The 25408-nt window shown below is 64.6% G+C and carries 27 protein-coding genes; 16 read left to right on the top strand and 11 right to left on the bottom strand.

What is annotated here, in order from left to right; genetic code table 11:
• Entirely contained in the window at window positions 1-1293 is a 1293-nt protein-coding gene (locus ACSFC5_RS14850) for a glycosyltransferase family 2 protein (RefSeq protein ID WP_440766016.1), read from the bottom strand.
• Between the two features lie 346 nt (window positions 1294-1639).
• Here ACSFC5_RS14850 and mfnA point away from each other — a divergent pair, with 346 nt between their 5' ends.
• Both mfnA and ACSFC5_RS14840 read left to right on the top strand, forming a co-directional pair.
• Complete coding sequence (gene mfnA / locus ACSFC5_RS14845) at window positions 1640-2725, top strand: tyrosine decarboxylase MfnA (RefSeq protein WP_440766015.1); 1086 nt, start codon at window positions 1640-1642, stop codon at window positions 2723-2725.
• Window positions 2726-2794: 69 nt separating this feature from the next.
• The gene (locus tag ACSFC5_RS14840) at window positions 2795-3133 is read left to right on the top strand and encodes a hypothetical protein (protein ID WP_440766014.1); all 339 of its coding nucleotides are present in this window, start codon (window positions 2795-2797) and stop codon (window positions 3131-3133) included.
• Window positions 3134-3243: 110 nt separating this feature from the next.
• Here ACSFC5_RS14840 and ACSFC5_RS14835 read toward each other — a convergent pair whose 3' ends face one another.
• Window positions 3244-4590 carry a sodium-dependent transporter gene (locus tag ACSFC5_RS14835; protein ID WP_440766013.1) on the bottom strand — a complete coding sequence of 449 codons (1347 nt, stop codon included), beginning with the start codon at window positions 4588-4590 and terminating at the stop codon, window positions 3244-3246.
• Window positions 4591-4988: 398 nt separating this feature from the next.
• Between ACSFC5_RS14835 and metG the strand changes: the two genes are divergently transcribed.
• On the top strand, window positions 4989-7103 hold the full coding sequence (gene metG / locus ACSFC5_RS14830; RefSeq protein WP_440766012.1) for a methionine--tRNA ligase: 2115 nt from the start codon (window positions 4989-4991) through the stop codon (window positions 7101-7103).
• A 103-nt stretch (window positions 7104-7206) separates the two neighbouring features.
• Here metG and ACSFC5_RS14825 read toward each other — a convergent pair whose 3' ends face one another.
• A complete protein-coding gene (locus ACSFC5_RS14825) occupies window positions 7207-7494 on the bottom strand; it encodes a GYD domain-containing protein (RefSeq protein ID WP_440766011.1) in 288 nt (95 codons plus the stop codon).
• 118 nt (window positions 7495-7612) lie between these two features.
• Between ACSFC5_RS14825 and pyk the strand changes: the two genes are divergently transcribed.
• From pyk to ACSFC5_RS14800, 5 genes are all read left to right on the top strand, one after another.
• On the top strand, window positions 7613-9388 hold the full coding sequence (gene pyk / locus ACSFC5_RS14820; RefSeq protein ID WP_440766010.1) for a pyruvate kinase: 1776 nt from the start codon (window positions 7613-7615) through the stop codon (window positions 9386-9388).
• Between the two features lie 80 nt (window positions 9389-9468).
• The gene (locus ACSFC5_RS14815; RefSeq protein WP_440766009.1) at window positions 9469-9897 is read left to right on the top strand and encodes a DUF7312 domain-containing protein; all 429 of its coding nucleotides are present in this window, start codon (window positions 9469-9471) and stop codon (window positions 9895-9897) included.
• Window positions 9898-10004: 107 nt separating this feature from the next.
• Entirely contained in the window at window positions 10005-10622 is a 618-nt protein-coding gene (locus ACSFC5_RS14810) for an NfeD family protein (protein ID WP_440766008.1), read from the top strand.
• Between the two features lie 136 nt (window positions 10623-10758).
• Entirely contained in the window at window positions 10759-11901 is a 1143-nt protein-coding gene (locus tag ACSFC5_RS14805; protein ID WP_440766007.1) for an SPFH domain-containing protein, read from the top strand.
• An 82-nt stretch (window positions 11902-11983) separates the two neighbouring features.
• Window positions 11984-12601 (top strand): winged helix-turn-helix transcriptional regulator, encoded by a 618-nt coding sequence (locus ACSFC5_RS14800; protein WP_440766006.1) that lies wholly within the window; start codon window positions 11984-11986, stop codon window positions 12599-12601.
• Window positions 12602-12660: 59 nt separating this feature from the next.
• On the opposite strand, the gene ACSFC5_RS14795 is transcribed toward ACSFC5_RS14800, so the two are convergent.
• From ACSFC5_RS14795 to yjjX, 3 genes are all read right to left on the bottom strand, one after another.
• On the bottom strand, window positions 12661-13320 hold the full coding sequence (locus ACSFC5_RS14795) for an HAD family hydrolase (RefSeq protein ID WP_440766005.1): 660 nt from the start codon (window positions 13318-13320) through the stop codon (window positions 12661-12663).
• Window positions 13321-13440: 120 nt separating this feature from the next.
• A complete protein-coding gene (locus ACSFC5_RS14790; protein WP_090305149.1) occupies window positions 13441-13674 on the bottom strand; it encodes a DUF7123 family protein in 234 nt (77 codons plus the stop codon).
• Between the two features lie 269 nt (window positions 13675-13943).
• Window positions 13944-14471, bottom strand: a complete 528-nt coding sequence (gene yjjX, locus ACSFC5_RS14785; protein WP_440766004.1) for an inosine/xanthosine triphosphatase — start codon at window positions 14469-14471, stop codon at window positions 13944-13946.
• A gap of 219 nt (window positions 14472-14690) precedes the next feature.
• Between yjjX and ACSFC5_RS14780 the strand changes: the two genes are divergently transcribed.
• From ACSFC5_RS14780 to ACSFC5_RS14770, 3 genes are all read left to right on the top strand, one after another.
• Entirely contained in the window at window positions 14691-15671 is a 981-nt protein-coding gene (locus tag ACSFC5_RS14780; RefSeq protein ID WP_090305143.1) for a transcription initiation factor IIB, read from the top strand.
• 48 nt (window positions 15672-15719) lie between these two features.
• Entirely contained in the window at window positions 15720-16403 is a 684-nt protein-coding gene (locus tag ACSFC5_RS14775; protein ID WP_440766003.1) for a type I 3-dehydroquinate dehydratase, read from the top strand.
• A 65-nt stretch (window positions 16404-16468) separates the two neighbouring features.
• Window positions 16469-16927 carry a DUF7575 domain-containing protein gene (locus ACSFC5_RS14770; protein WP_440766002.1) on the top strand — a complete coding sequence of 153 codons (459 nt, stop codon included), beginning with the start codon at window positions 16469-16471 and terminating at the stop codon, window positions 16925-16927.
• A 77-nt stretch (window positions 16928-17004) separates the two neighbouring features.
• Here ACSFC5_RS14770 and ACSFC5_RS14765 read toward each other — a convergent pair whose 3' ends face one another.
• The gene (locus ACSFC5_RS14765; RefSeq protein WP_440766001.1) at window positions 17005-18207 is read right to left on the bottom strand and encodes a 3-dehydroquinate synthase II; all 1203 of its coding nucleotides are present in this window, start codon (window positions 18205-18207) and stop codon (window positions 17005-17007) included.
• A gap of 289 nt (window positions 18208-18496) precedes the next feature.
• On the opposite strand from ACSFC5_RS14765, the gene ACSFC5_RS14760 reads away from it, so the two are divergent.
• Complete coding sequence (locus ACSFC5_RS14760) at window positions 18497-19072, top strand: hypothetical protein (RefSeq protein ID WP_440766000.1); 576 nt, start codon at window positions 18497-18499, stop codon at window positions 19070-19072.
• Window positions 19073-19250: 178 nt separating this feature from the next.
• On the opposite strand, the gene ACSFC5_RS14755 is transcribed toward ACSFC5_RS14760, so the two are convergent.
• Window positions 19251-20117, bottom strand: coding sequence for an HFX_2341 family transcriptional regulator domain-containing protein (locus ACSFC5_RS14755; protein WP_440765999.1), 867 nt, complete (start codon window positions 20115-20117; stop codon window positions 19251-19253).
• Between the two features lie 176 nt (window positions 20118-20293).
• On the opposite strand from ACSFC5_RS14755, the gene ACSFC5_RS14750 reads away from it, so the two are divergent.
• Window positions 20294-20980: an HAD family hydrolase gene (locus tag ACSFC5_RS14750; protein ID WP_440765998.1), complete on the top strand. Its 687-nt coding sequence runs from the start codon at window positions 20294-20296 to the stop codon at window positions 20978-20980.
• An 8-nt stretch (window positions 20981-20988) separates the two neighbouring features.
• Here the strand turns inward: ACSFC5_RS14750 and ACSFC5_RS14745 are convergent, their stop codons facing one another.
• Window positions 20989-21540, bottom strand: a complete 552-nt coding sequence (locus tag ACSFC5_RS14745) for a DUF4188 domain-containing protein (RefSeq protein WP_440765997.1) — start codon at window positions 21538-21540, stop codon at window positions 20989-20991.
• Between the two features lie 138 nt (window positions 21541-21678).
• On the opposite strand from ACSFC5_RS14745, the gene ACSFC5_RS14740 reads away from it, so the two are divergent.
• Entirely contained in the window at window positions 21679-22329 is a 651-nt protein-coding gene (locus ACSFC5_RS14740) for a helix-turn-helix domain-containing protein (RefSeq protein ID WP_440765996.1), read from the top strand.
• A gap of 103 nt (window positions 22330-22432) precedes the next feature.
• Complete coding sequence (locus ACSFC5_RS14735; RefSeq protein ID WP_440765995.1) at window positions 22433-22933, top strand: hypothetical protein; 501 nt, start codon at window positions 22433-22435, stop codon at window positions 22931-22933.
• Between the two features lie 25 nt (window positions 22934-22958).
• Here ACSFC5_RS14735 and ACSFC5_RS14730 read toward each other — a convergent pair whose 3' ends face one another.
• Together ACSFC5_RS14730 and ACSFC5_RS14725 are read right to left on the bottom strand one after the other, a co-directional pair.
• Window positions 22959-23495, bottom strand: a complete 537-nt coding sequence (locus ACSFC5_RS14730; RefSeq protein WP_440765994.1) for a hypothetical protein — start codon at window positions 23493-23495, stop codon at window positions 22959-22961.
• A gap of 183 nt (window positions 23496-23678) precedes the next feature.
• The gene (locus tag ACSFC5_RS14725) at window positions 23679-24248 is read right to left on the bottom strand and encodes a SprT family zinc-dependent metalloprotease (RefSeq protein WP_440765993.1); all 570 of its coding nucleotides are present in this window, start codon (window positions 24246-24248) and stop codon (window positions 23679-23681) included.
• 166 nt (window positions 24249-24414) lie between these two features.
• Between ACSFC5_RS14725 and ACSFC5_RS14720 the strand changes: the two genes are divergently transcribed.
• A complete protein-coding gene (locus ACSFC5_RS14720) occupies window positions 24415-25407 on the top strand; it encodes a phosphorylase family protein (protein ID WP_440765992.1) in 993 nt (330 codons plus the stop codon).
• Window position 25408: the final 1 nt, after the last annotated feature.

Below are 25408 nucleotides of genomic sequence, written 5' to 3'. Positions count from 1 at the left end.
TCAGCTCCCCGTCTTTTCGACGTGATACCAGCTTCCGTCCCAGCTGAGTCCGTACTCGAACAGCGACTTGAGCGTGAGAATTCCGAACGCGGGATACAACAGCGGCGCGAGGACGACGCTCCAGCGGAGGTCGTCGATCCGGCCGTCTCGAGCGTCGCGCCAGGCGACGAGGCCGATACTGCCGACGAGGAACGTGAACGGAATCAGGAAGGCCGATTCGACGTCGAGGACGAGCAGGAGGAGGAGTTTCGAGGCGAGCGCGAGGGTGAAGAGGCTCCCGAGCAGGCTCGAGCACATTCGGCCGATCGAGATGGCGCCGCGGCGGCCGACTCGACCCCGGAGGAGGTCGACGACGGTCGCGTGCAACACCTCGATCTGACCGACGCGCCAGCGTTTGCGCTGCCCCCAGAGATCGGTCCAGGTGTGGGGGGCCTCCATCGTGTTCGTACACTGGCGGGCCTGCCTGACGTCCAGTCCCTCGCGGTAACAGGCGTGAGCGAAGTCGAGATCCTCCGTGAGCATATCGTCGTAGCCGCCGACTCGTTCGAAGGCCTCGCGGGTGAACGCGGTCGACGAACTGCGGCAGTTCGTAAAGTCGAACAGTTCGACCAGCTTGTAGCTCGCGTGGAAGACGATTCGCTCGCAGTAGGCGACGGTCTCGACGATGCCGGTCGGGCGCGGGACGCGCCGACCCTGAAAGACGTCCGCGCCGTCGAGCAGTTCGCCCATCGCGGTCGGCAGGAACTCGGGGGCGATCCACTCGTCGGCGTCGAAGACGGCGACGTACTCGGTGTCGTACGCGCGGACGGCGTAGTTGATCGCGCCTGCTTTCGATCCCGGCCGGCCGTTGATCGCACACTCCACCGACTCGTGGGCGGCCGCGAGTTCGCGGGCCCGTCGGAGCGTCGGTTCGTCGTTCGGTTCGGCGACGATCACGATCTCGAGGTTCTCGTAGGCGCTTTCACGGAGGCTCTCGACGCTGACGTCCATGACTTCGTGATCGCGGTAGACGGGGACGATCGCCGTCAGCCGCGGCCCGTCAGGTAGCCGTTCGAGCGACTCGCGGCTCGTCCACACCTCACGGGCCAGCAATAGTCCGGTGAGCGTGACGAACCCGGTGAACACCGCGACCGCCGACAGCGCCTCGAGGAAGACGACTCGAACGGTTACCGCGAGTAGATCAACGGTGACAGTTTGCACCTCCGTTCCGTGAAAGAGGCCGACGAGCAACAGGAGGAGAACGCCGCCCACGGTGCCGCCGTACTCGGCGAGTCGGGATGCTGTCGTGAGCATTACCGAGAGGTACCGTCCGACTTCTTATCAATATTTTTGGATCGTGGCGCAGTGCGGTGCTGTCCGTCGATCGGTACCGACTGCGGCCGTTCGATGGCTGCGGTGGTCCTGACGCTTCGACCCCTGAACCGATACCGCAGTATGGCGGTACGCGGTTCGTTCGACGCCCGAACGAGTCCTCTCAGACGTTGAGGGAACGTGTCTTCCACCGTGAAGATTGTCGGTGAGTGTCCACAAAACGATCTGTATCTTCGTTGAACGTTTTGCTATCTCTGACACAGCGCTACAGTCGTCGCTATCGGCCCTAAGCGCAACGTTGAAATCAGCGAACATACTTGTGCATGATATGCAAATCGAGCCGCAGTCGTTCGATCGGGTGCTCTCGTCGATGTGTACGGCGCCCCACCCGGTCGCACGCGAGGCGGCCGAACGCTTTCTCGCGACGAATCCCGGCGATCCGGGGACGTATCCGAACGTGGCGACCCTCGAGGAAGCTGCGATCGCCACGCTGGGAGAGATTGCTGGTCTCGAGGATCCCGCCGGCTACGTCGCCAGCGGCGGAACGGAAGCGAACATCCAGGCGGTGCGGATCGCTCGCGAGCGCGCCGAAACGCGGACGCCGAACGTCATCATGCCCGAATCGGCACACTTCAGCTTCCAGAAAGCCGCCGACGTTCTCGGGGTGGAGTTGCGAATCGTTCCCACGGACGACGACTTCCGGGCCGATCTCGAGGCCGTCCGCTCCTGCGTCGATGCGGAGACGGCCATGGTGGTCGGCGTCGCGGGAACGACCGAGTACGGCCGCGTGGATCCGATCCCCGAACTCGGCGAGATCGTTCGGTCGGTCGGAGCGCTGCTGCACGTCGACGCCGCCTGGGGTGGGTTCGTCCTGCCGTTTACCGACTACGAGTGGCACTTCGGTCACGCCGCGGTCGACACGATGGCGATTGATCCGCACAAGATGGGGCAGGCCGCAGTTCCCGCGGGTGGGTTATTGGTTCGCTCGGACGACCTGCTCGACGAACTCGCCGTCGACACGCCCTACCTCGAGTCGACCTCGCAGGCGACGCTGACGGGGACGCGGTCCGGAGCGGGGGTCGCAAGCGCCGTGGCGGCGATGGACGAGCTGTGGCCCGACGGCTACCGTCGCCAGTACGACCGCTCCCAGCGCAACGCCGAGTGGCTCGCGGACGCGTTGGAAAAGCGGGGCTACGACGTCGTCGATCCCACCTTGCCGCTCGTCGCGGCCGACCTGCCGCGGTCGACGTTCGAGGCGCTGCGGGACGAGGGGTGGCGGATCTCGAGAACCGGGACGGGTGAGCTCCGAGTGGTCTGTATGCCCCACGTGACTCGGGAGATGTTGGCTTCGTTTATCGGGGATCTGGATCGACTCGAGGTGCGTGCCAGCGTGCCCGTCGCGAGCGACGAGTAAGCGACGAGCGATCGGCGACCGCGAGACGAAATCGATACGCGTTTTCGACCTCCGCGCTCAGAGATCACCATGACGCTCGATCGTCAGGATGGAATTGCAGTCGTCGGGTTCGCGGCGATCGTCGGTCTCTCGCTCGTCGCCGAGCCGGCACCGCTTTCGGCTGCACTCGGCGGTTTCCTCCTCTCGATCGCCGTCTGGCGACTCTACGACGGGGAGGCGTGGGAGGCGCTGGCCTGGCTCGCGTGGGTCGGTGCCGCGGTCGCGCCGGTCCTCGCACCCGGGAGAATCGCGTTCGCAGTGCTATTTTTCGGGCCGCTACTGGTCGGACTGGGACTGCTCTTTGCCAGCCGACACGAACTGCTGCCGGAAATTTGGGACGCGGATCGAGAGGCGGTCGACGAACGGTAGGGCGACGGTTTCGAGACTCGCGATCGCGGGCGTCGATCGAGTCGGGAGAGGATGGTAATTCGGTCGTCCATGCCGCTCGCCCGTTCACGTTATCGGTTTTGCAGATCGAATCAGAGGAACGTTCCCTGAATGAACTCGACGTACTCTACGACGGCGAGATATACCGTGTAGAGGAGTACTATGGGGACGACGAACCGAACAACGTTGATCCAGTACGCGTCGAATGCACCGTCTCCGGTCCGCCCTTGACCCAGTTCCTCGAGCGCGTTAGGCGCGTAGATCCAGCCGATGAAGATCGAGAGCACCAGTCCGCCGACGATGAGCAAGATGTTGTTCGCGAACAGGTCGTAGGCGTCGAGGTAGTTCAGGTCGATCGCGGTCGGGATGCCCACGACGAAGATGACGGCCGTGATCCCGACCGTTGCCGGGACGCGACCGACGTCGAACGTATCGATCACGAACGAGACGACGACCTCGAGGATGCTGAACGCGCTGGACAGCGCGGCGATCGCCAGCATGATGAAGAAGACGCCGCCGACGAGATGGCCCGCCGGCATGGACTCGAACGCGGTCGCGAGGCTGATGAAGACGGCGCCAGCGCCGCCGCCGCCGGTTTCGAGATCCACTCCCTGCGAGGCGAGGAACGGGAAGGCGACGAGTCCCGCGAGGAGCGCAATGAACGTGTCGATCGCGACGATGATGAGCGAATCGTTGAGCAGGTTCCGGTCTTCGCCCAGGTACGAGGAGTAGGTGATCATCACGCCCATCCCGAGCGACAGGGTGAAAAACGCCTGACCCGCCGCGGCCGGCAGAATCGAAACGGCGTCGGACGCGAACGTGCTCACGTCCGGGTTGAGGTAAAACTGGTACCCCTCGTTCGCGTTCGGGAGCGTAGCGCCGTACCCCGCGAGGGCCACGAGGAGCACGATGACGCTCGGCACCATCACCTTCGCCGCCCTCTCCAGTCCGTTTCGGACGCCGAGAGCGACGATACCGGCCACGAGCCCCATGAATACGGCGTGGGAGACGATCGCGTCCGTCCCGGACGCGGTCTCGACGAAGAACGTTTCCGGGTCTCCGCCGTAGCCGCCCGAAAAGCTGGCGACGATGTACTGGAGTACCCACCCGCCGACGACACTGTAGTACGACAGGATGATGAAGCCCGCGAGTGCACCGATCACTCCGGCGAACTTCCAGGACGGATGGCCGAGGCGTCTGAACGCGCCGATCGGATTCCGCTCCGATCGTCGCCCGATGACGAACTCGACGAGCATTACCGGGAGCCCGATGAGCGCGACGAGGAGCAGGTAGACGAGCACGAACACCGCCCCGCCCGATTCCGCCGTTAGGAACGGGAATCGCCAAATGTTCCCGAGTCCGACTGCGCTACCGACGGCAGCGAGAATGAATCCGGCACGGGTCGCCCACTGCTCGCGCGGAACGTCGAGTGAACTCATAGTCGGGGGTTGCTATCGGATATGTCAAAACAGTACGCGATCGTCGAAATCGGAAATCAGGTTTTTGTGGTCCGTATCCGGACAATAACTGCGCGTCTATCGGCATCGAGAGACGATCGTCCGAGGCGGACGCGAGTCGCGGGGCCGAACACTTATATAGGGACATCCACAACTCGGAATCGATGACGCGTACCGTCCGCGACGCTCTTCTGATGCGCCCGTAGCGACGGTACCGCACCGGGTGGAACGCTGCGAACACGTCGGTCATACGACGGTCGCGTGGCGTCGAAACTCGAGTCAGTCTCGACCGCTCGCTCGCAAGCGACCGGTATCGCTCGTGAACCGACCGACGACCGAAAACCGGCGGGTTTTACGCCCGCCACCGACACCACACAGATATGAGCACCGACGAATTTCCGACGGACAGACCCGCGGTCGTGACCTGCGGGTTGCCGTACGCCAACGGCGACCTGCACATCGGCCACCTGCGGGGGTACATCGGCGCCGACGCGTTCAACCGCTCGCTCGAGACGTTAGGCCAGGAGACGGCCTACGTCTGTGGCTCCGACATGCACGGCACCCCGGTCGCCGTCAACGCCGAGCAGCAGGGCGTCGACCCCGCGGACTTCGCACTGGACTGGCACGAACAATATAAAGAGACGTTCCCGAAGTTCAACGTCGACTTCGACAACTACGGGCACACCCACGACGAGACGAACACGGAACTGACCCAGGAGATCGTTCGCAAATTGGACGAGGCGGGCTACATCTACGAGAAGGAGATTCAGGTCGCCTACGATCCCGACGCCGACCAGTACCTCCCCGATCGCTACGTCGAGGGCACCTGTCCCTACTGCGGCGCAAAGGCCCGCGGCGACGAGTGCGACGAGGGCTGTCAGCGACACTTAGAGCCCGGCGAGGTCGAGAACCCGGAAAGCACGATCACCGGCAACCCGGCCGAGTACCGACAGCGAGCGCACAAGTTCTTCGAGGTCTCGGCCTTCGAGGAGTACCTGACGGAGTTCTTAGACGGTCTCGAGGGAACCTCGAACGCGCGCAACCAGCCCCGGCAGTGGATCGAAGACGGCCTGCAAGACTGGTGTATCACGCGGGATATGGACTGGGGGATCGACTATCCGGATGCCGAAGACGCCGGGGCCGACGGGGACGATCTCGTCCTCTACGTCTGGGTCGACGCCCCGATCGAGTACATCGCCTCGACCAAGCAGTACTCCGAGCGCGTCGGCACCGACGAGTACGACTGGGAGCAGGTCTGGAAAGACGAGGGTGAGATCGTTCACATCATCGGCCGGGACATCATCCAGCACCACGCCATCTTCTGGCCGGCGATGCTCGAGGGAAGCGGCTACAACGCCCCTCGCGGAATCGCCGCAACGGGCTTCATCACGATCAACGGGAAGGGACTCTCGACCAGCCGGAATCGTGCGATCTGGGCGAAGGAGTACCTCGAGGAAGGCTTTCACCCCGACCTCCTGCGCTACTACCTGACGACCACGGGCGGCCTCCAGCAGGACGTCGACTTCTCGTGGGAAGCCTTCCAGGAGAAGGTCAACGGCGAACTGGTGGGGACCGTCGGCAACTTCTGGTACCGCTCGCTCCTGTTCGCTTACCGGAACTACGAGGGGACGCCCGAAGCGGATGTCTCCGAGGAAGTCGGCGAGCGCATCGAGGGCGCGATCGGCGAGACCCGCGAGGCGGTCAACGACTACGACCTCCGCGGCGTCGGCCGCGCCGCGACGCGACTCGCCCAGTTCGGCAACGAGTACATCCAGCGCAACGAGCCCTGGAAGCTCACGGACGAGGAACCCGAGAAGGCAGCGCAGGTCATCCGCGACTGCGTCCAACTCGCCAAGGCCGTCGGCATCCTCATAGAGCCGATCACGCCCGACAAATCCCAACTGCTCTGGGAGCAGATCGGCGAGGACGGTGAAGTCGCGGACGCCCACCTCGAGGACGCGCTCGAAGCCCCACCACGAAGCTTCGACGAGCCCGGCGAACTCTTCGCGAAGATCGAGGACGACCGCGTCGAGGAACTCACCGCAAAGCTCGAGGAGCGAGTCGAAGCGGCCTCGGACGACGAAGCGGAGTCCGACGACGAAACCGAAACTGACGACACCGACGCGGGCGAATCCGGTGATATGACGGACACAGGCGATCTCGAGCCGCTCCTCGAGGATCGAATCGGATTCGAGGACTTCCAGGAACTGGACATCCGCGTCGGCCGGATCGAGTCGGCTGAGGGGATCGACGGCGCTGACGATCTCGCCAAACTCGAGGTCGATATCGGCTTCGAGACGCGACAGGTCGTCGCGGGGATCAAGCAGCTACACGACCTCGAGGAGCTACCGGGGACGAACTGCGTGCTCCTCGCGAACATGGAGCCCGCGAAGTTGTTCGGCGTAGAGTCCAACGGAATGATTCTCGCCGCGGGCGAGGAGGCCGACCTGCTGACGACTCACGACGACGCCGAGATCGGCGAGAAGATCAAGTAGCCTCGCGTCGGCCGGATCGAATTCCCGTCGACTGCGTTCTTCGAACCGCTCGAGACGCAGTCACGTTCGAGCCCGACTCGGGTGTCGGGTTTGATACGAGTGCTCACACTTCATCGACCAGGTGGGCGAAGTCGTCGGTGTGGGTGATCTCCATCGTCTCCGCCGACAGCCCGTGTCGGCGCAGCGTCAGCGCCGACTTGAACGCAGACTCTCGGTCCGGTGCCTCGAACAGGACGAGGAAGTCGTGTCCCCCGAGGATCGCATAGGAGTCGATCACGTCGGCCTCATGCGCTTCGAACTCCGTCCTGGTCTCGCCCCAGAGCGACGAGAGCTCCTGGGCGTTCTGTACGTCCCGGTCGTCGACGTCGACGAGTGATACGTACGTGGCCACGTTCGACGGGTAGATCGTCCGGCTGAAAACCGTTCGCGTGGCAGTCGACGGGGCGAAAGACAACTCGAAGACGAGTAAACCACCTATCTTTTTGGCCGTACTCCCGCTACGTCGAGCCATGAGAAACGCGAAAATTGTCTGTACGCTAGGGCCGGCCTCGAGCGACCGGAACACGATCCGGGAGCTCGCCGACGCCGGGATGTCGGTTGCCCGTCTGAACGCGAGCCACGGGAGCCGCGAAGATCGCGCCGAACTGATCGACCGCGTTCGGGCCGTCGACGAGGAACGAGAGGCCCCCGTCGCGGTGATGCTCGACATGCAAGGTCCCGAAATCCGTACCGCGCCGCTTCCGGAGGGGGAGACGGTGACCCTCGAGACCGGTTCGGAGATCCGGTTCGTCGAAGGCGAGGAGGCCTCCTCGGACGCGGTGGGCCTCTCGCTGCCGATCGACGCCGTCGAACGGGGCGATCGCATCCTGCTCGACGACGGATTGATCGAGACGACCGTTCTCGAACGGGACGGCGAGTCGATCCGAGCGCGGGTCGATACCGGCGGCGAACTCCGCGGTCGAAAGGGCGTTAACGTCCCCGGGGTGGACCTCGACCTCGACATCGTCACTGAATCCGACCGCAAGGACCTCGAACTGGCCGCCGAGAAGGGGGTCGACTTCGTTGCCGCGAGTTTCGTTCGCGACGCCGAGGACGTCTACGCGGTCAGCGAGGTGCTGGAGGAGCTGGGCGCCGAAATCCCGCTGATCGCGAAGGTCGAACGCGCGGGGGCGGTCGACAACCTCGACGAAATCATCGAAGCCGCCTACGGGATCATGGTCGCCCGCGGCGACCTGGGCGTCGAGTGTCCGATGGAGGACGTCCCGATGATTCAGAAGCGCATCATCCGCAAGTGTCGCAACGAGGGATCGCCGGTGATCACGGCGACGGAGATGCTCGACTCGATGGTCCACGCTCGCCGCCCCACGCGGGCCGAGGCCTCGGACGTCGCGAACGCCGTTCTCGACGGCACCGACGGCGTGATGCTGTCGGCCGAGACCGCCATCGGCGACCACCCCGTTTCCGTTGTCGACGCGATGGGCAGCATCATCCGGCAGGTCGAAAACTCCGAGGAGTACGCCGAGATGCTCGAGCAACGCGTCCCCGCGGCGGGGCCGGCGCGGACGGACGCGCTGGCTCGCTCGGCGCGATTCCTCGCCCGAGACATCGGGGCGGACGCGGTCGTGGCCGCGACCGAATCCGGCTACACAGCGCTGAAAACGGCGAAGTACCGACCCGGTGTTCCGGTCGTCGCCTCCACGCCGAGTCACGAGGTCCGGCGGCGACTGGCCCTCTCGTGGGGTGTGACGCCGCTGTACGCTCGCGTGTCGGATCAGGGGGCCGACGCCGTCGTCGAGAAAGCGGTCCAGGCCGCGCTCGACGCCGGCGTGGCCGACAGCGGCGACACCGTCGTCGTCCTCTGTGGCATGATGACCGAACTCGAGGGCGCGAACACGACGAACATGCTGAAAGTCCACGTCGCCGCGGAGGCGCTGACGACCGGTCGCGTCGTCGTCGAGGGGCGGACGACCGGTCCGCTCGTCCGAATGACGGACGGCGACCTCTCGGATGTCCCCGAGGGAGCGATCCTCTCGCTGGCGGCCGACTTCGACGAGGAGTTCGAGGGCGATCTGACGACGATCGGCGGGATCGTCGACGCCCAGCGCGGACTAACCGGCTACCCGGCGCTGGTTGCACGCGAGATGAACATCCCGATGATCAGCGGGGCCGACCTCTCGGAGGCCGGGGAGGGCAGCGTCGTGACGCTCGACGCCGAACGCGGGGTCATCTACGGCGGCGACCTCAGCGATCGAACGGATCGGGACGAGCAGATCGATCTCGCCTGAGTCCGCAGGCAGTGCGATATGTGACATCGCGCCCGCGCGCGGACCGCGGATTTTTGACGACGGACCTGTTAGGACTGTCCATGGCAGACGACGCGTCCGGAAGCGACGGTGGAAACGACCGACGTGAGCCGCCGGCAGCTCCGGACGGCAAGTACTCGGACGGGGAGGCGGAATCGGCGCGGTCCGCGGACGACCGGGATACCACGGCGTCTCCGAGAGGCGACCGACTCGAGAATGATGGCCACGCGAGACGCGCTGACCGCATCGGACGACCCGAACGAACCGACGACGAGTACCGGGTCCCGCTGGATCTCTCCGACGCGTCCGACGAGGACGAACCGACCGGAGACGGGACTGGCGATGCAGACGAGAACGATTCGTACGCACCGGAACCCAGTTCGACGCCGATCGAACCCGGCGAGCCGTCGCTCGAGAACGTTCTCTTCGTCATCCTCGGTGCGGTCGCGATGGTACTCGTGATGTTCCAACTCGCGTCGATTATGCTCTGAACAGGGACGAGAAGCGGTGACAAAGCTACCGCCGTCCGGTTTTCTGTCGGTACAGTCAGCGGGTTGCCTCGACAACCTTTAATTTGGGTGAGAACTTAGCTCGACGTATGATCGAACTCCTCTTCGCGAACATGCCGCTCGCGCTCCTCTCAGTGGGGCTTGTCCTGATGGCGCTCGAGGCCCTCTCGCCGGGTGCACATCTCATCGTCATCGGCGTCGCACTGGTCGGTGCGGGGCTCATCGGACTTATCTTTCCGCCCGTCGCCAACGCGTTCGTACTGGCGGGGCTGACGCTCGTCATCGGCCTCGCCGCGGCTTATGTCTACAACGAGTTCGACTTCTACGGCGGGAAGGGGACCGCCCAAACGTCGGACTCGAGTTCGCTCGCGGGCACGACGGGCTACGTCACCGAGACCGTCACGACTCGCGACGGCGAAGTCAAACTCGACGAAGGCGGGTTCGCGCCCTTCTACAGCGCACGAACCACGAGCGGAACGATCGAGGAGGGCGAAGAAGTGATCGTCCTCGACCCCGGCGGCGGGAACGTGCTCACAGTCGAATCGCTCGGCGCGATCGGCGAAGACGAGATCGATCGGGCGCTCGCGGAGGGTGCTGCCGTCTCGGATCCTCCGGCGGATGCCGACGACTCCACCGAGGAGTCCCAGCCGACGGCCGACGTGGAGGCCGATGGAGAGCCGGAGACTGAGACGGAGAAATCGAACTGAGAGAGTGACGGATCGGGCTCGAGCCGATTGCGGCTCGGTTCGAGTCAGTTTAGACCCCGGGGCGAGTCGATCACGGAGACCGATATGTTACTGAAATAAGGGAACGTTTTTCCCGTCCCCCCCGTAAGACGGAACTATGGTCGTAGAACTACTCCCATTGCAGACCGGTGGTGCACTGCTATTCCTCGGTGCACTCGTCCTCCTCGTCGTTATCGCCGCACTGCTCAGTGCGATCGAGATCGTCGACGCGTACGAAAAGCGTGCGCTCACTGTCTTCGGGGAGTACAGAAAACTCCTCGAGCCGGGTATCAACTTCGTCCCGCCGTTCGTCTCGAACACGTATCGGTTCGATATGCGAACGCAGACGCTGGACGTCCCTCGACAAGAAGCGATCACGCGGGACAACTCGCCCGTGACCGCCGACGCCGTCGTTTACATCAAGGTCATGGACGCCAAGAAGGCATTCCTCCAGGTCGACGACTACAAGCGGGCGACCTCGAACCTCGCCCAGACCACCCTGCGTGCCGTCCTGGGTGACATGGAACTGGACGACACGCTCAACAAGCGCCAGGAGATCAACGCGCGCATCCGCCAGGAACTCGACGAACCCACCGACGAGTGGGGGATCCGCGTCGAGTCGGTGGAGGTCCGTGAGGTCAACCCCTCGAAGGACGTCCAGCGCGCGATGGAGCAACAGACCTCCGCCGAGCGGAAACGCCGCGCCATGATTCTCGAGGCCCAGGGTGAACGCCGCAGTGCCGTCGAGAAGGCAGAGGGTGACAAACAGAGCGAGATCATCCGTGCCCAGGGTGAAAAGCAGAGCCAGATCCTCGAAGCGCAGGGTGACTCGATTTCGACCGTACTGCGCGCGAAATCCGCCGAATCGATGGGCGAACGCGCCATCATCGATCAGGGGATGGAGACGCTCGCCGAGATCGGCCAGAGCGACTCGACGACGTTCGTCATGCCCCAGGAGCTCACCTCGATGGTCGGCCGTTACGGCAAGCACCTCTCGGGTAGCGACGTCAAGGAAGACGGCGATTCGCTCCAGAGTCTCGACTTTGACGAGGAGACGCGCGAACTGATCGGGCTCGACGATATCGCCGAAATCATCGGCGAGATCGACGAGGAAGCCGAGATGGACCTCGAAGCGATGGAGCAGGAAGCCCAGGCGATCAAAGAGGGCAAAGACGCCGGCACGATCTCCGATCCCGACGACGTCATCGAAGAGATGGACCAGGAGTTCGCCGGCGACGCCGACTCCGGCAAGAGTTCATAGATTCCAGACACTCCGTTCTCGGTGAAGAAAGCGGAGCGAAACCTGTTTTACGTCCCGCCACGTTTCGGTTGGTAGGTAGTTCATGACGAGTTCCGATGGGGTCGACGACGACAAACGAGCGACCCTGCGCCGGTTCGCAGCGCTCGGTGCTGCGGCACCGCTGGCCGGCCTCTCCGATTCTGCAGCAGCCGATACGGGCGAGAGCGACGCCCGCGACGCGATCGCCGGCTATCTCTCTACCACGCCCGGCGCGCACTTCTCGAAGATCCGAGACGACCTCCAACTCGGCACGGGAGAGACCCAACACCACCTGCGCCGACTCGAGGAACTCGACGCGATCGAACGCTTCCGAGACGGCGATTACAAGCGGTTCGTCCTCGCGGATCGGTTCGACGAGTTCGAAAAGCAGACGCTCGGCTATCTCCGCCGAGATACGCCCCGCGGGATGTTGATCGAACTCCTCTCGACGCCGGACGCGACGGCCGGCGACCTCGCGACGGCCCTCGACGTCTCGCCGCCGACGGTGAGCAAGTACGCCGGCGAACTCGAGGGGGCCGGCCTGCTCTCGCGCGAGGACGGCTACGCCGTCGAACGCCCCGAGACGGTCCTGATTCTGGTCGTCCGCCACGCCGATTCCTTCGGAGAGGCGGCGCGACAGCTCGCTCGGAACGCCGATCAGTTCGTCGTCTACGACGGGTAAGGAGCTTGTACCGCCGGTAAGCGCGTATTACTGTTCGAACGCGACGCCGTTCACGCCGTTCAGATCGTTTCGACGACCACCGGGAGCGCCGCGAGCGAGTCGACGACCGCGGCGGCCTCGGTCGGTTGATCGACGTGGCGGTTGTGTGGGCGACGGAGGTAGATCGGCTCGAGACCCGCCGCTCGCCCGGCCGTGACGTCTTTGTGCGAGTCGCCGACGTAGCACCCGTTGTCGACACCGAGTTCCGAGAGCGCGTCGTCGATGAAGTTGGGTTCGGGTTTCTTTCTCCGAAAGTCGTCGAACGTCGGCCGGCGACCGCGGACGACGTCGAACTCGACGGGGACGTAGTCGGCGACGAATTCGGCGGTCGCGTGCCGGTTGTTCGTGACGAGCCCGAGTGTGGTCCGATCGGCTAGCCCGGCGAGCGCGTCGATATCGTTGTACAGCCCGCGCTCGCCCGACCGAATCAGTTCGTGGCTCGTCTCCGACGCGTACTCGTCTTTCAGCCTCCAGAACGCCGCGGCGTCGATACCCAGCGCGTCGCAGTGATCCCTGATGTGCTCGAGGTCGTGCCGTCTGAGATCGGCTCGCTGTGCCGGCGTCGGCTCGGCGCCGAGTTCGTCGAGGGCTGCGTCGGCCGCGTCGGCGTACACCTGCGGATCGGTGCCGGGACCCTCGAGGATCACTCCGTCCATGTCGAACAGTATTGGCAGCGACATCTGTCGCTCGAGGGGACGTAGCGAGCCGTCAAAAAGCGGTCGACGAACGAGGAATCCGACGTAACACGCGGAGAACCGTCGTGTGCAGGCCAGCGTGCGTGACTGGCCGGCGGTGATCCGTTACGCGTTGACTTTCCACGTCGTGCTCGAAGAGTAGCCCCACTTCTCGATCTCGATGTCGTAGTTGCCGTCCTGCAGGGCGGTGATATTCGAGCCGACCTCCTTGGCCGTCATGCCGAGTTCTTTGCCGATGAGGCGGGATTTAAAATACGTCTTCGTTCCGGCGTTATTGCGGAGATACTGGAGGATCTGGCGCTGTTTACTCGTGAGGTCCGCGGTTAGTGCAGTGCTCATACACGACTCAATGCCGAGAATGCCCTTAGGGGGTTTGGTACGTGCGGTTAACCCTCCGCCTGCATGCGGTTTTTTCAGTGAGTAATGGATGCATAACGGGGCAGAAAGCTTTCGTTGGTACGTTCGGTTAATATATATCTTCTAACGAACCTCTATAGTGAGAGAACGTCAACTTTACCATATTATCGTTAATTCTTGACGGTACTGACAGCCGAACGGGTCTCGCCGAGACTACTGACAGTCCGTCGACTGAAAACGCCGACGACGCGTTACAGTTGGCTAGTAAGCGAGTCATCGGTGACGAACGGACCGACAGCACACGCGACCGCTTCGCTCAGCGCTTGCGAACGGTTCGTCAGCCCGTCGGTCAGGATGCCGGCCGCACCGTCGCGTTCGGCGATTCCGTCGGTTCCGTGTCGGTCGTCCATCACCGGTCCCAGTTCGGCTCCGTCCTCGAGCCGACGAGCGACGTCGCCGGGGAGTGAAAGCGTGGGACCGCCGCCGCGTTCCAGTCGGTCGCCGTCGGTTGCGGCGGCCCACATGATCAACGAGAGACTGGGGACGCCCTCGATTCGGGCGACGCCGCCCTCGAGACCGACCCCGTAGTCGGCGTCGGTCGCCGCGAGCGCTCGTCGAGCGCGGTTTTCGGCACCCGTCACGGTTTCCTCGACCGACCACGGCTGTTCGGGGACGCCCGAGTCGACGGCGACTGCGGACACCGACGGCTGATATCGCTCGAGCGTTCGTTCGACCGCGTCTACCTTGACCGGGTTCGTACTCCCGACTGCGACGTCCATATCCGTCGTTCGAACGGCCCAACTTTGGGAGTGCCGGTTCGGACCCGCTTCGCCGCGTAACTGTTCTGATCGATCATACTAGTTCGCCCGAATTATCCGCTTTCGAGAGGTGTCGGCCCGCGATTCCGAAACCCTTAACCCTCGAGTATCAGAACGGGGTAGGTAACGAACCCGTCCGGGCTTTTGCAGTCAGTTCGGCCGGTCAGCACTCGCCATCGTATGACTAACACACCATCGAGCACCAGAGTACGGCGTACCGAACGAGAATCGAACGAAGAGACGAACGAATCGGAACAGAGCGACCTCGCTTGCCCCGAATGTACGGGGCAGTTGGTCGTCGACGACGAACACGGCGAAACCGTCTGTGAGGACTGCGGCCTGGTCGTCGAGGAGGACTCGGTCGACCGCGGGCCGGAATGGCGCGCGTTCGACGCCGCAGAGAAGAACGAGAAGTCCCGCGTGGGCGCGCCCACGACGAACACGATGCACGACAAGGGGCTGTCGACGAACATCGACTGGCGGAACAAGGACGCCTACGGCAACTCGCTTGGCTCCCGGCAGCGCGAGAAGATGCAGCGCCTGCGCAAGTGGAACGAGCGCTTCCGCACCCGCGACTCGAAGGAGCGCAACCTGAAACAGGCGCTGGGCGAGATCGACCGAATGGCGAGCGCGCTCGGACTGCCGACGAACGTTCGCGAGACCGCGTCCGTCATCTACCGTCGCGCACTGGACGAGGACCTGCTCCCCGGCCGCTCCATCGAGGGCGTCTCCACCTCCTGTGTCTACGCCGCCGCCCGTCAGGCCGGCGTCCCCCGGAGCCTCGACGAGATCGCCGACGTCTCCCGCGTCGAGAAAAACGAGATCGCTCGCACCTACCGCTACGTCGTCCGCGAACTGGGCCTCGAGGTCCAGCCGGCCGACCCCGAGAGCTACGTTCCCCGCTTCGCTTCGGGACTCGACCTCTCCGACGAGGCCGAACACCGCGCCCGCGGCCTCCTCCAGAACGCCAAGGAGAAGGGCGTCCACAGCGGCAAGTCGCCGGTCGGCCTCGCGGCCGCCGCGGTGTACGCCGCCGCACTGTTGACCAACGAAAAGACCACGCAGGCCGCCGTCAGCGACGTCGCCGACATCTCCGAAGTGACGATTCGGAACCGGTACCACGAACTCCTCGAGGCCGAGGAGACGCTCGGACTGGCGTAACTCGCCGAAACGACACCGTTTTTCTCGCTCTCGCCGCTACGTTCGGTCATGAGTCTCGACTTCGAGAAGTTCGTGCTGGCCGCGTCGACCGCCGACCTGAACGAGGAACCCGTCGCCCGCGAGCACGCGGATGCGATCGAGTTCCGGATGGATCTGACGGACGAGCCATTGGCCGCGCTCGAGAACTACAACGGCGAGTTGCCGATTCTCGCGACGAACAGGGCCGTCTGGGAAGGTGGGGAGTGGGAGGAGGACGACGAGGAGCGACTCGCTGTGCTCGCCGAAGCGACCGGGTTCGATGCCGTCGAAGCGATCGATATCGAACTCGAGTCGATACTCGACGGTGACGCCGAAGCGGTGGTGGAGACCGCGCGTGATCGTGACGTGTCGGTGATCGCATCGGCCCACGATTTCGAGGGGACGCCCTCTCGAGGCGAGATCGCATCGACCCTGACGGAGGCAGCCAAACACGCCGACGTGTCGAAGATGGCCGTCACTGCGGAGTCGAAGAAGGACACCCTCGCGTTGCTGGCGGCGACCGAGCAGGTGACCGCTCACGGAGATACGGTGGCGACGATGGCGATGGGCGACCCGGGGAGCCATACGCGTGCCGTGGCGCCCGTGTACGGGTCGAAAATTGGCTATGCGCCTGTGGATGCTGCGGATGCGACTGCGCCGGGGCAGTACGACCTCGAGACGCTGTCGACCCTCGTTTCGGAACTATCGTCGTAGCCGATCAGTCACGCCGCGGAGAAAATCGGAATGTTAAGGGGCGGGGTCCCCTAGCACCACGTACGATGACATGGCTTCGCGCGCTGTTCGCCGGCGGCCTCTCGATCTTCCTCCCCGGTGCAGGCCACGCCTTGATTCGGGACTGGCTCCGTGCGCTGGTGTTCGCCGGGCTCTACTTCTCGGCGGTCTGGTTTTTCTTCCCGATCGATCAGATGGTCGACGCTGCGACGTTTTCGGAAGGAATGGACATCGCGAACACCCAGACCGACACGATGGCGCAGTTCTTCATCATGTTTATCGCCCTCTTCGCGGCCATCGACGCCACCTTCAGAGCGGTCGGCTTCCCGCCGAACGGCTCCGAGTCGAGCGACGGCCCGTCCTGCCCGCAGTGCGGGAAGGAACTCGACGCGGATCTCACGTTCTGTCACTGGTGTACGACCCGCCTCGAGCCGGTCGATCCGGCGGACGACGAAGCGCCCGTCGATGCCGAGAAGTCCGAGCAGGAAACGCCGCCTCGTCCGTAACTGAACCCGTTTCGCGCGTCAGAATTGTGTTCTCTGTCGATTGACGTAATCGATCCCGCTACTACCGTCCAGTACCGTTACTTTTCGATGATGCTCTCCTCGACGGCTTCGCCGAAGTGTCGCGCCGTATCCTCGTAGTAGAGCAGCAGTTCGTCGCCGGCCTCGAGGTCGGTGACCGCCGTCCGTCCGTCCCGCGTCGGGACCTTGATCGTCTCCGCGTTCTGCAGGAGGGTTTCGATGCGGTCGCCGTCTTCGGTCTCGAGGGCGACGCGGAACATCGGCCGTTTCTCGATCTTGACGCGGCCGACGATCGCCTCGCGGGTGTTGCCGGCGGTGTCGACGATCTGTACCTCGTCGCCGCTCTGGAGCTCCGAGAGGTACTTCGTGCCGCCGTCGGGCGTGCGCACGTAGGCGTGGACGGCCCCCGCGTTGACCCGGAACGGCCGGGAGGCGACGTAGGGCGATTCGGCAGTCTCGGCGTGGACGAAGACGAGCCCGCGGGCCATCGAGCCGACGAGCATCCCCTCGTCGTGTTCCAGCAGGCTGCCCGTATCGACGCAGACCCGGTCGGCGCTGCCGATCTGTTCGACGTCGAGCACGTCGGCGTACTGGAGGTCGAGCGACTCGCGTTCGGCCTCGTCGCGGACCTCGACGGTCTCGCGGATCTGGTCCGGATCGTCCGAATCCAGCAGGACCGAATCAGCGCCGATCTCGAGCGTCTCGAACGCCGTCTTGGCCTCCTCGGCGCTGGTGACGCCCGCGACGAGGTCGGTCTCCTCGCCGATGCGGGCGATCAGGTTTTCGAGAGGGATGATCGTCCAGTCCTCGCCGACGACGATGGTGTAGTCGGCCTCGTCGGCGGCGGCTTCGGCGAACTGTTCGTACTCCTGGCCCAGAATACGGATGTACGCGCCACGCTCGAGGTCGCCGTCACGTCGGCGAAGCGTCGAGAGGTCCGCCGAGCCGGAGAAGTCCTCGGGGAGGTCGATAGTCGCGTCACCCTCACCTTCCTTCCCGACGACGACGGCGTCGGGTTTCGCGGTCGGTTCGCTCTCCTCGCTGTCGGCTTCCGCGTCGTCGATGTCGTCGACCAGCGTCACGTCGCCGTCGGTTCGGAACGCCGCGACGTTGATGTCGCCGAGTTCGCGCACGCGAGCGACGTCGTCCTCGTCGACCAGTACCCAGTCCGCACCCGACTCGAGGGCGGCAGTGATCCGGCCACGGCGGTCGTCCCAGTCGCCGACCGTGTCGTCGGCTTTTACCCAGACAGATCGCGTCATAAATCGACCGTCGAAGGGAACCGGCTTGAACGTGGCGAATGCCGCAGGCGGGATCGGCACACGTAACCGGATCTGATTCAGGGTTCGAGCCGAAATCGGTCGACTCGAGGGCGGTTCTTCCCAAACAGTAGCGTCAGTTGTGGCTGCTGATCCGAAGATCGGAGCAGCGTTCGCCTCCGCTCGAGCTCGATAGTAAGATAGTGTCGTTAGTAACGAAGGTAGCGACAGTTTCGATTGTTAGAACACTCTCTTAGAAGTGAATAATGTCTCTTCGCGTGACTGTTCAGATATGGGCCAGCGACACTCCCCTGCACGGAACGGACTGACGGTAGACCAGGCGACTCGTCGACTCGAGGTCGACGCGGTCACCCCCGTCGCTCGTGCGGCGTTCGACCACGCGGGCGACCTCGCGTCGCGACGGTACGGCCGAACGGCAGCCGTCCTGGGGGCCGTTCGACTCGCCTGCCGTCGGACCGACGCTCGAGCGCTCGAGCGCGAGCGCCTCGAAGCGGCCTTTGAGGTCGATCCGGACTGCGTGATCGCGGCCGACGAGTTGCTTGCGGCTCAGGTCGGCTCGCCCGCGGCTCCCGAGGAGATTCGATCGTTGCGACGGCGACTGATCGTCGTCCGCGAACTCCTCGCCGCGGCCGAACGCGGGAGTGTCGTCGGCCCCGAGCTTCCCGGCTCGTCGCTCGCCGACGCCGCGCCGTTCCTCCTCGCTCGAGCGACCGATTCCGGTCGCGACGACGGCGAGGGGGGACTCGACGAAGCCGCGCTTCGGGCCCACGCCGAGCGACTCGAGGCCGACCTCGAGTTCGCCCGGCTGGGAACGGTCCTCGGCGCGGGCGTCGAGGACGACGGGTAGGACGCTTGCTCGGCACTGATTCTCCGCTGACCGCGGTCCTCCACTCGGCCGATTCCGGTGCCATCGGCCGGCCACTCGTTCCGTCTCCGCTGGCGGTTCGGTCCTCCAGATCCGCAGTGCCGTTCGATCTTCGGCGCATCGCCGTTTTCGGCCGTGGCGCTTCCGTTCGACCGCCGACTTAGTCGTCGGCGAGTTTGTGCTTGAACGCGCGGTAGGCGTTGGTCCCCTGCTCGGTAAGTTCGACCACGCGGCGGCGACCCACCGACTCGATGGTCACGTAACCGTCGGCCTCGAGCGGGTCCAGCACGTGCGTATCGAGCACGCGGAAGGCACCCTTGTCCTCGCCGCCGCGTTCCGCCGGCGGTCGACGATCGGCCATGAACGAGAGATTCCGATCTCGAGCGTACCCGATCAGGTCTTTCTTCTTCGGCGGACTGGTTCTGGCCTCGTGATAGCCGTCCCACGCGTCTGGATCGGCGAGAAAGCCCATGATCGCGACCTGATCGGGCGTCGGCGAGTCGATCGGATACGTCGGGAGGCGTTCGGTCTCCGCGACGCCGGTCGAGATCGGCTCGCGTTCGCCCTCGTGAGCGTAGTCGGACGGCTGGACGTAGTAGGCGTGTGCGTCCGTCGAGACGTCCATACAAGCCATCGTCGCGCCGATTGCGGGGATCGTCCCCGCGCCGGAGACGTTGACCGAGACAGTGTCCTCGGCGTGTTCCGCCGCGATCGTCGTCACCTCGCCGAGAACGGCGTAGACGTCGCCCAGATCGCAGCGTCGCGTCTCGACGTCGGGGACGGCCGACTCGAGTTCGGCCCGGAGATCGTCGTGGTAGTCGGCGGTGACTGCGGCGTCACCGTCGGTGGAATTGGTACCGGTGGACTCTACGTTGGGGCGGTCGCTGTCGACTGAGTCCCCGCTATTGTCGGTTCGGTCGTCCGCGAGCAGGTAGACGAGGTCGGCCCGTTGTGCCCTGATCGGCTCGACGATCCGGTCGTACTCGTAGCCGAGGGGCACGACGTGGACTCGTTTGACGACGTTCATACGTTGACAGGAACCGCCGCGAAAATAACGGCTGCGGATCGGTCGGCGGTCGGTCGCGCCTGCGCTCGGCTCCGAGATCCCCCACCGAAGGTACGTCGGTGGGGTCGTCAGCACGGTATAAGCGGGTAGGCACACCCCCGAAACGTTGAGAACGCTCGCCGTCCTATTCCCGGGATATGGCTGCGTACGACGCGATCTGTTTCGATCTCGATCAGACGCTCTGTGAACCCACGCAGGACGGCGCGACGCTGCTCGAGTCCGCGTTCGACCGAGTCGGCTGCGAGCCGTTCTGTACGCCCGCGGACCTGCGAGCGGCCGTGCCGTCGCTGCCGACGGCCGAGACGGATCGCGAGTTCTACGGGAACCTGTTCGGCGCGGTCGTCGACCGCGCGGAGACCGATCTCGATACCGAGATTGCTCCCGCGCTCGCCGCGCAGTATCTCGAGTTACAGGACCCGACCGCCGTCCGATTTCGTCCCGGCGCAGAGACGGCGCTCGAGCGCGCCCGCGAGTGTGGCCCGGTCGGACTGATCACCAACGGCGGCCGGCCGACGCAGACGCAGAAACTCGAGACGCTCGACATCGCGGACGTCTTCGACGTTCGCGTCTTCACCGAACCGAGCGCGGGGATCCACCCGAAACCGAACGCAGCCCCGTTCGAGTACGCACTGGACGAACTCGGGGTCTCGCCCGACGCCGCGATCCACGTCGGCGATTCCCTGCACGCCGATATCGCGGGCGCGAACGCGATGGGGATCGATTCGGCCTGGATCGACCTCGGTCGCGACGACCGCGACGGCGTCGAGCACGAACCGACGCACGAACTGTCGTCGCTCGAGGCCTTCGACACCGTCATTTACTAACTGCACGTTCAGGGCGAATCACTGGCGCCCGCAAGACCGTTCGTCTCGTCAGTCCGACCCAACCGGCCAGCGGCCGTCTTCCGGTGTTCCCTTGCAGACACGATTTCAGTTTCGTCGCACGCTGCGAGTCCGTGCGCCGGCATGTTGTTGTAGACGGTCTCGTACTCATCCGCATCGACGAGATAGGTTTCGTGCCAGATTCCGACTGCACCGTCCGTTTTGGTCCCGTCTTTGTAGTACTCCTGCCAGGCGGGGAAGTGTAATCGGTCGCTGTCGCGAGCGTACGCTTCGAGCGCGTCGAACGACTCCCAGTACTGGACGAAGCCGATATTGCGGATACCGGGTCCGACCACCGTTCGGCTGCCGAGCAGCCCCGACTCCGGATCGGCGACCAGTTCGCGGACCATCCGCGGTGCGACGAGCACCAGCGGGAGCCAGCGATGAATCTTCCAGAACGAGTTGATCCGCATGCCGATGTGGAAGACCACGAACTCCTCGTCACGTTCGGCGGTCACTTTCCGTTCGTTCACCTCGTCGACGCTGTGCTCTTGCGCTTTCATTACGCTCATAATCGTGGAGAGCGAGCTTGTCAGTGACCCTAACATGTTGGTGCTACGCTCGATCGGCCGCTGTCAGCTCGCCGAAGACGAACACAAATCCGCTGTCGACGGACCTTCGGAGACCGCCAGTACCGGCCCATGATCCGTGCACAGTTTCTGATCGATCTCCCCGAGGGGGTGTGGCTGCGGGACGTTTCACGAATGTTTCCCGACGCGACGTTCACGCTTCTGGCGGGCTACCAGATGGGCGAGACGGCGATCGAACTCGGGGAGATACGCGCGGACAAGCCGGAGACGGTTGTCGACGCGCTGTGCGCTCACCCCGGGATCACCCAGTTTGAACTGCTGGAGTCGACCGAAAGGCGCGTGCTCAGCAAGTACGAGACGACCCACACGGATCTCTACGGGTTCGTCGAGTTGTCGTCGTTGCCCGTCGAGTTTCCGGTCGTCGCCCGGAACGGCCGGTTCAAGTTCGACCTCACCGGAACGCGCGAGGAACTCGAGCAACTGCGGACGACGCTCGAGGCGGCGGGCGTCGCGTTCGAACTGCAATCGGTAGTCAGCACGACTGACTCGGGCGCGTTACTGACCGACCGCCAGCGAGAGCTCCTCGAGGCTGCGATTCGAGAAGGCTACTTCGAAATTCCGAGGGAGTGCACGCTGGCGGAGCTGGCCGAAACGCTCGAGATCGACAAGGCGACGGCGAGCACGACGCTCCGCCGAGGCGAAGCGGCGCTGGTCAAGTGGTTTCTGACCGGCCCGGAGCGGAAAGGGAAACGGGATCGTTAGCGCTCGGTCTCGGATCGCTGGCGATCGGTTCGGTGTGATTCGACACAGTAGAAGCTAACATGTTGGGGACATATATTCCCACCCCGCTCGAGTGATTCTGGCTATGTTCGAGCCATCCAGCAACACGCCCCCTCGCCGCAAGAGTGAACAGTCGAGCCCGGGCAGCGTCGATACGCGGCTTTACGCGCTGATCGTCCTCGCGACGGTCTTCGGAATCGGACACCACGTCGATCACGTCGTTCGAGGAAATCACGTCGGCTGGCCGCTGATTCCCGAGGTTACGGTGTTCACCTACACCCTCGTGGTTTACCCGCTCGTGGCGGTCGGGCTCTCTCTGACGCTCACGGAGCGAGTCGGGGCGGGATACTGGGCCGTCCTGCTGGGCGCGGTCTGTCTCGTCGTCACCGTCGTCCACTTCGGGCCGTTCGCAATCGAACCACCGCAGGACATCATCGGACCGTACGGGAACGTCACCGTCGGCTACGGTGCGCTCGCGTGGCTCCTCGGTTTCGTTGGAACGCTAGTGGTAGCGACGGTTTACGCCGCGAATCGATGGTGGTGGACTCGCCGTGTGGCTTCCGAACGGGGAACGACGGCCGATTAACCGGCGCGAGTCCACGACCGCCGTCTTACTTCTCGGGCGGGAGTTGATCAGTGTGGACGACGGCCCGATACTGATCGTTCGTCGCGGTCTCGAGTCGCTTCAGTAACGCGGCTCCGTCGGCGAAGCTCTCGGGGAGTTCGAACGGGTCGTCGGCCTGCCCGTCGCGCTGTTTACAGCGTTTGACGAACGACAGTAGCGTCGGATACGTGTCCACGCGAGCGTAGACGACGCCGATATCCTCGGTGACCTGGTCGCGCCAGTGGTCGACGATCGCTTCGGTCTCGAGTCGCGGCTTTCGCTGTCGTTCGGCCAGTTCCGAGGCGTCGATCTCGACGTCGCCGAGCACGTCGTCGAAGACGTCCTGCAGTTCGTCGGTGTTGTCCTCGAGCGACGGCGCGTCGCGCTCGGTCTCGAGGAGTTCGGCGAAGGCCTCGAGTTCCCGCGGGCGCACGGCGATGGGATAGACGAAGTCGTGGGTCTCTTTCGGCAGTTTGTACGACCGTCCCTCGACTCCCTGTTCGCCGGGTCCCGACTGGCCCAGCATCAACTCGAGTATTCCCATAGCTGAAACAGGCAGGGGCACTCGAATAAGTGTTCCGCGGGCGACTCGCCGTTCCGAACGGGACTCCCGCTGGTCGTCCCTCGCTAGTTCGAGATTCGAACGGAGTGAGAATCTCGCTGCTCGCGGGTCGCTCCGCTCCCCGCTCGCCATTTCGAGATGCTCCCGCTGGTCGCACCTCGCACCTCACCAATCATCACCGAGCGCCGCCTTCGTCCCGCCGAACCCGCTCGCGGACGTCCACGTCCGTCCGCTGTCGGCGTGTTCGACCTCGAGGTCGCCGCCGCAGGTCCCGCAGCGATACTGGTCGGGCGATTTCACCGGCTTCGAGGCCCGGTGGCGTCTCGCCGACCAGTCGCAGTCGGTCGCGAGACAGCGGAGGACGTACCGCGGGTCCGAAAACGTCTCGCAGTGTCTGGGTGCCTCGAGTCGCGCCGCCTGGTCGCGAAATCGCGAGCCGTGGCCCGACTCGCCGTAGCGCTGGAACTCCCAGGCGTGGACGAGTTCGTGTCTGACGACGCCCGCAAACGTCTCCCACGCGTAGCGTTCGTACGCCTGGCGGGTGAGCACGATCGTCGCGACCTCTCGACTCGCGTTCCACCGGCAGGCCCCCGCGCGGCGACGGGCGCGCGTGGTGACCTCCCACTCGAGGGACGAACGGTCGATCTCGAGGTCGTACTCGCGACAGATCTCACGGGCGTGAATCCGGGCTCGAGCGACGATCTCGTCGTCGACCGTGAGATCCTCGTCGGTCACAGCCGGAGAAGGAAGGCGGATTTAGAAGGTGTTTCGGTTGCGCCGTGAATCCGAGGCGACTCCAGGTCCGTTACATTACATGTAATACGTTACTTCACATGTACCAAGTCCTTCCACGCAACGAGAGAGGTATGCAACGCAATCACTTGTTCCGTGCAAACCAGCCATGACTCCAACTGACAGACCATTGCCAAAGCCTCGAGACCCGGATCCGGACGATCCGATCGCTCCCGACGCGTTGGTCCTCACCGCCGCGTTCGAGGACCCGCTCGACGAACGCCGACCGTGGCTCGAGCGCGACGACCCCGCCGACGCCCTCGAGATACCGGGCGCGGAGACGCCCGTCTACGTGACCGACTCCGGGATCGCCGTCACGACCACCGGCATCGGCAAGAGCGACGCGGCGACGACCGTCACCGCCATTCTGTCGAGTCCGGGACTCGATCTCGAGTCGACGTACATCGTCTCCTGCGGTATCGCCGGCTCGTCGCCGGAGACGACGGCGCTCGGCTCGGTCGCGATCGCGGACGCCGTCGTCGACTGGGACCGAAAGCAACGGTGGGATCACGGATCCGACGCCGCTGGGATGGATTTCGTGTCGGAAGCATCCACCGAGGAGCACTCCATCGAGGAGCGCCCCATCGATCTCCTCGCGTACCGGCCACGGGACTACGTCCACCGACTCGAGGAGACCGTCGTCGACTGCGCGCTCGAGGGCGCCCGAGACGTCAACCTGCGTGAGGACGCCGACGCTCGGGACTACCAGCGATCGTATCCGAACGCCCCCGATTCGGGACCGACGATCGAACGGGGGACGACCGTCTGCGGCGACGAGTTCTGGCACGGACCCCGCTACGCGCGGGAGGTTCAGTGGCTCTGCGAGCAGTACGGCGTTGGCCCCTACGTGACGACCCAGATGGAAGATGCCGCGACGGCGACGGCCCTCGAGCGGTTCGGACTGCGCCACCGGTACCTGAGCGTCCGCGCCGTCTCGAACTACGATCGGGCGGCGCCCGGCCAGTCGGTCGCGGAAAGTTTCGACGGGAATCCCGCCAGTCTCGCGCTGGGTATCGAGAACGCCGCACGCGTCGGCGGTGCGGTCGTCGAGGCGCTCGTCGTGGCGGATCCGCTCGATATCGGGACGAGTGACGCCGGCTGAT

This window comes from Natronorubrum marinum (genome assembly GCF_052040125.1).
Lineage (GTDB): Archaea > Halobacteriota > Halobacteria > Halobacteriales > Natrialbaceae > Natronorubrum.
The sequence above is the reverse complement of the archived record's forward strand: the minus strand, read 5'-3'. Positions and strand labels throughout refer to the sequence as shown.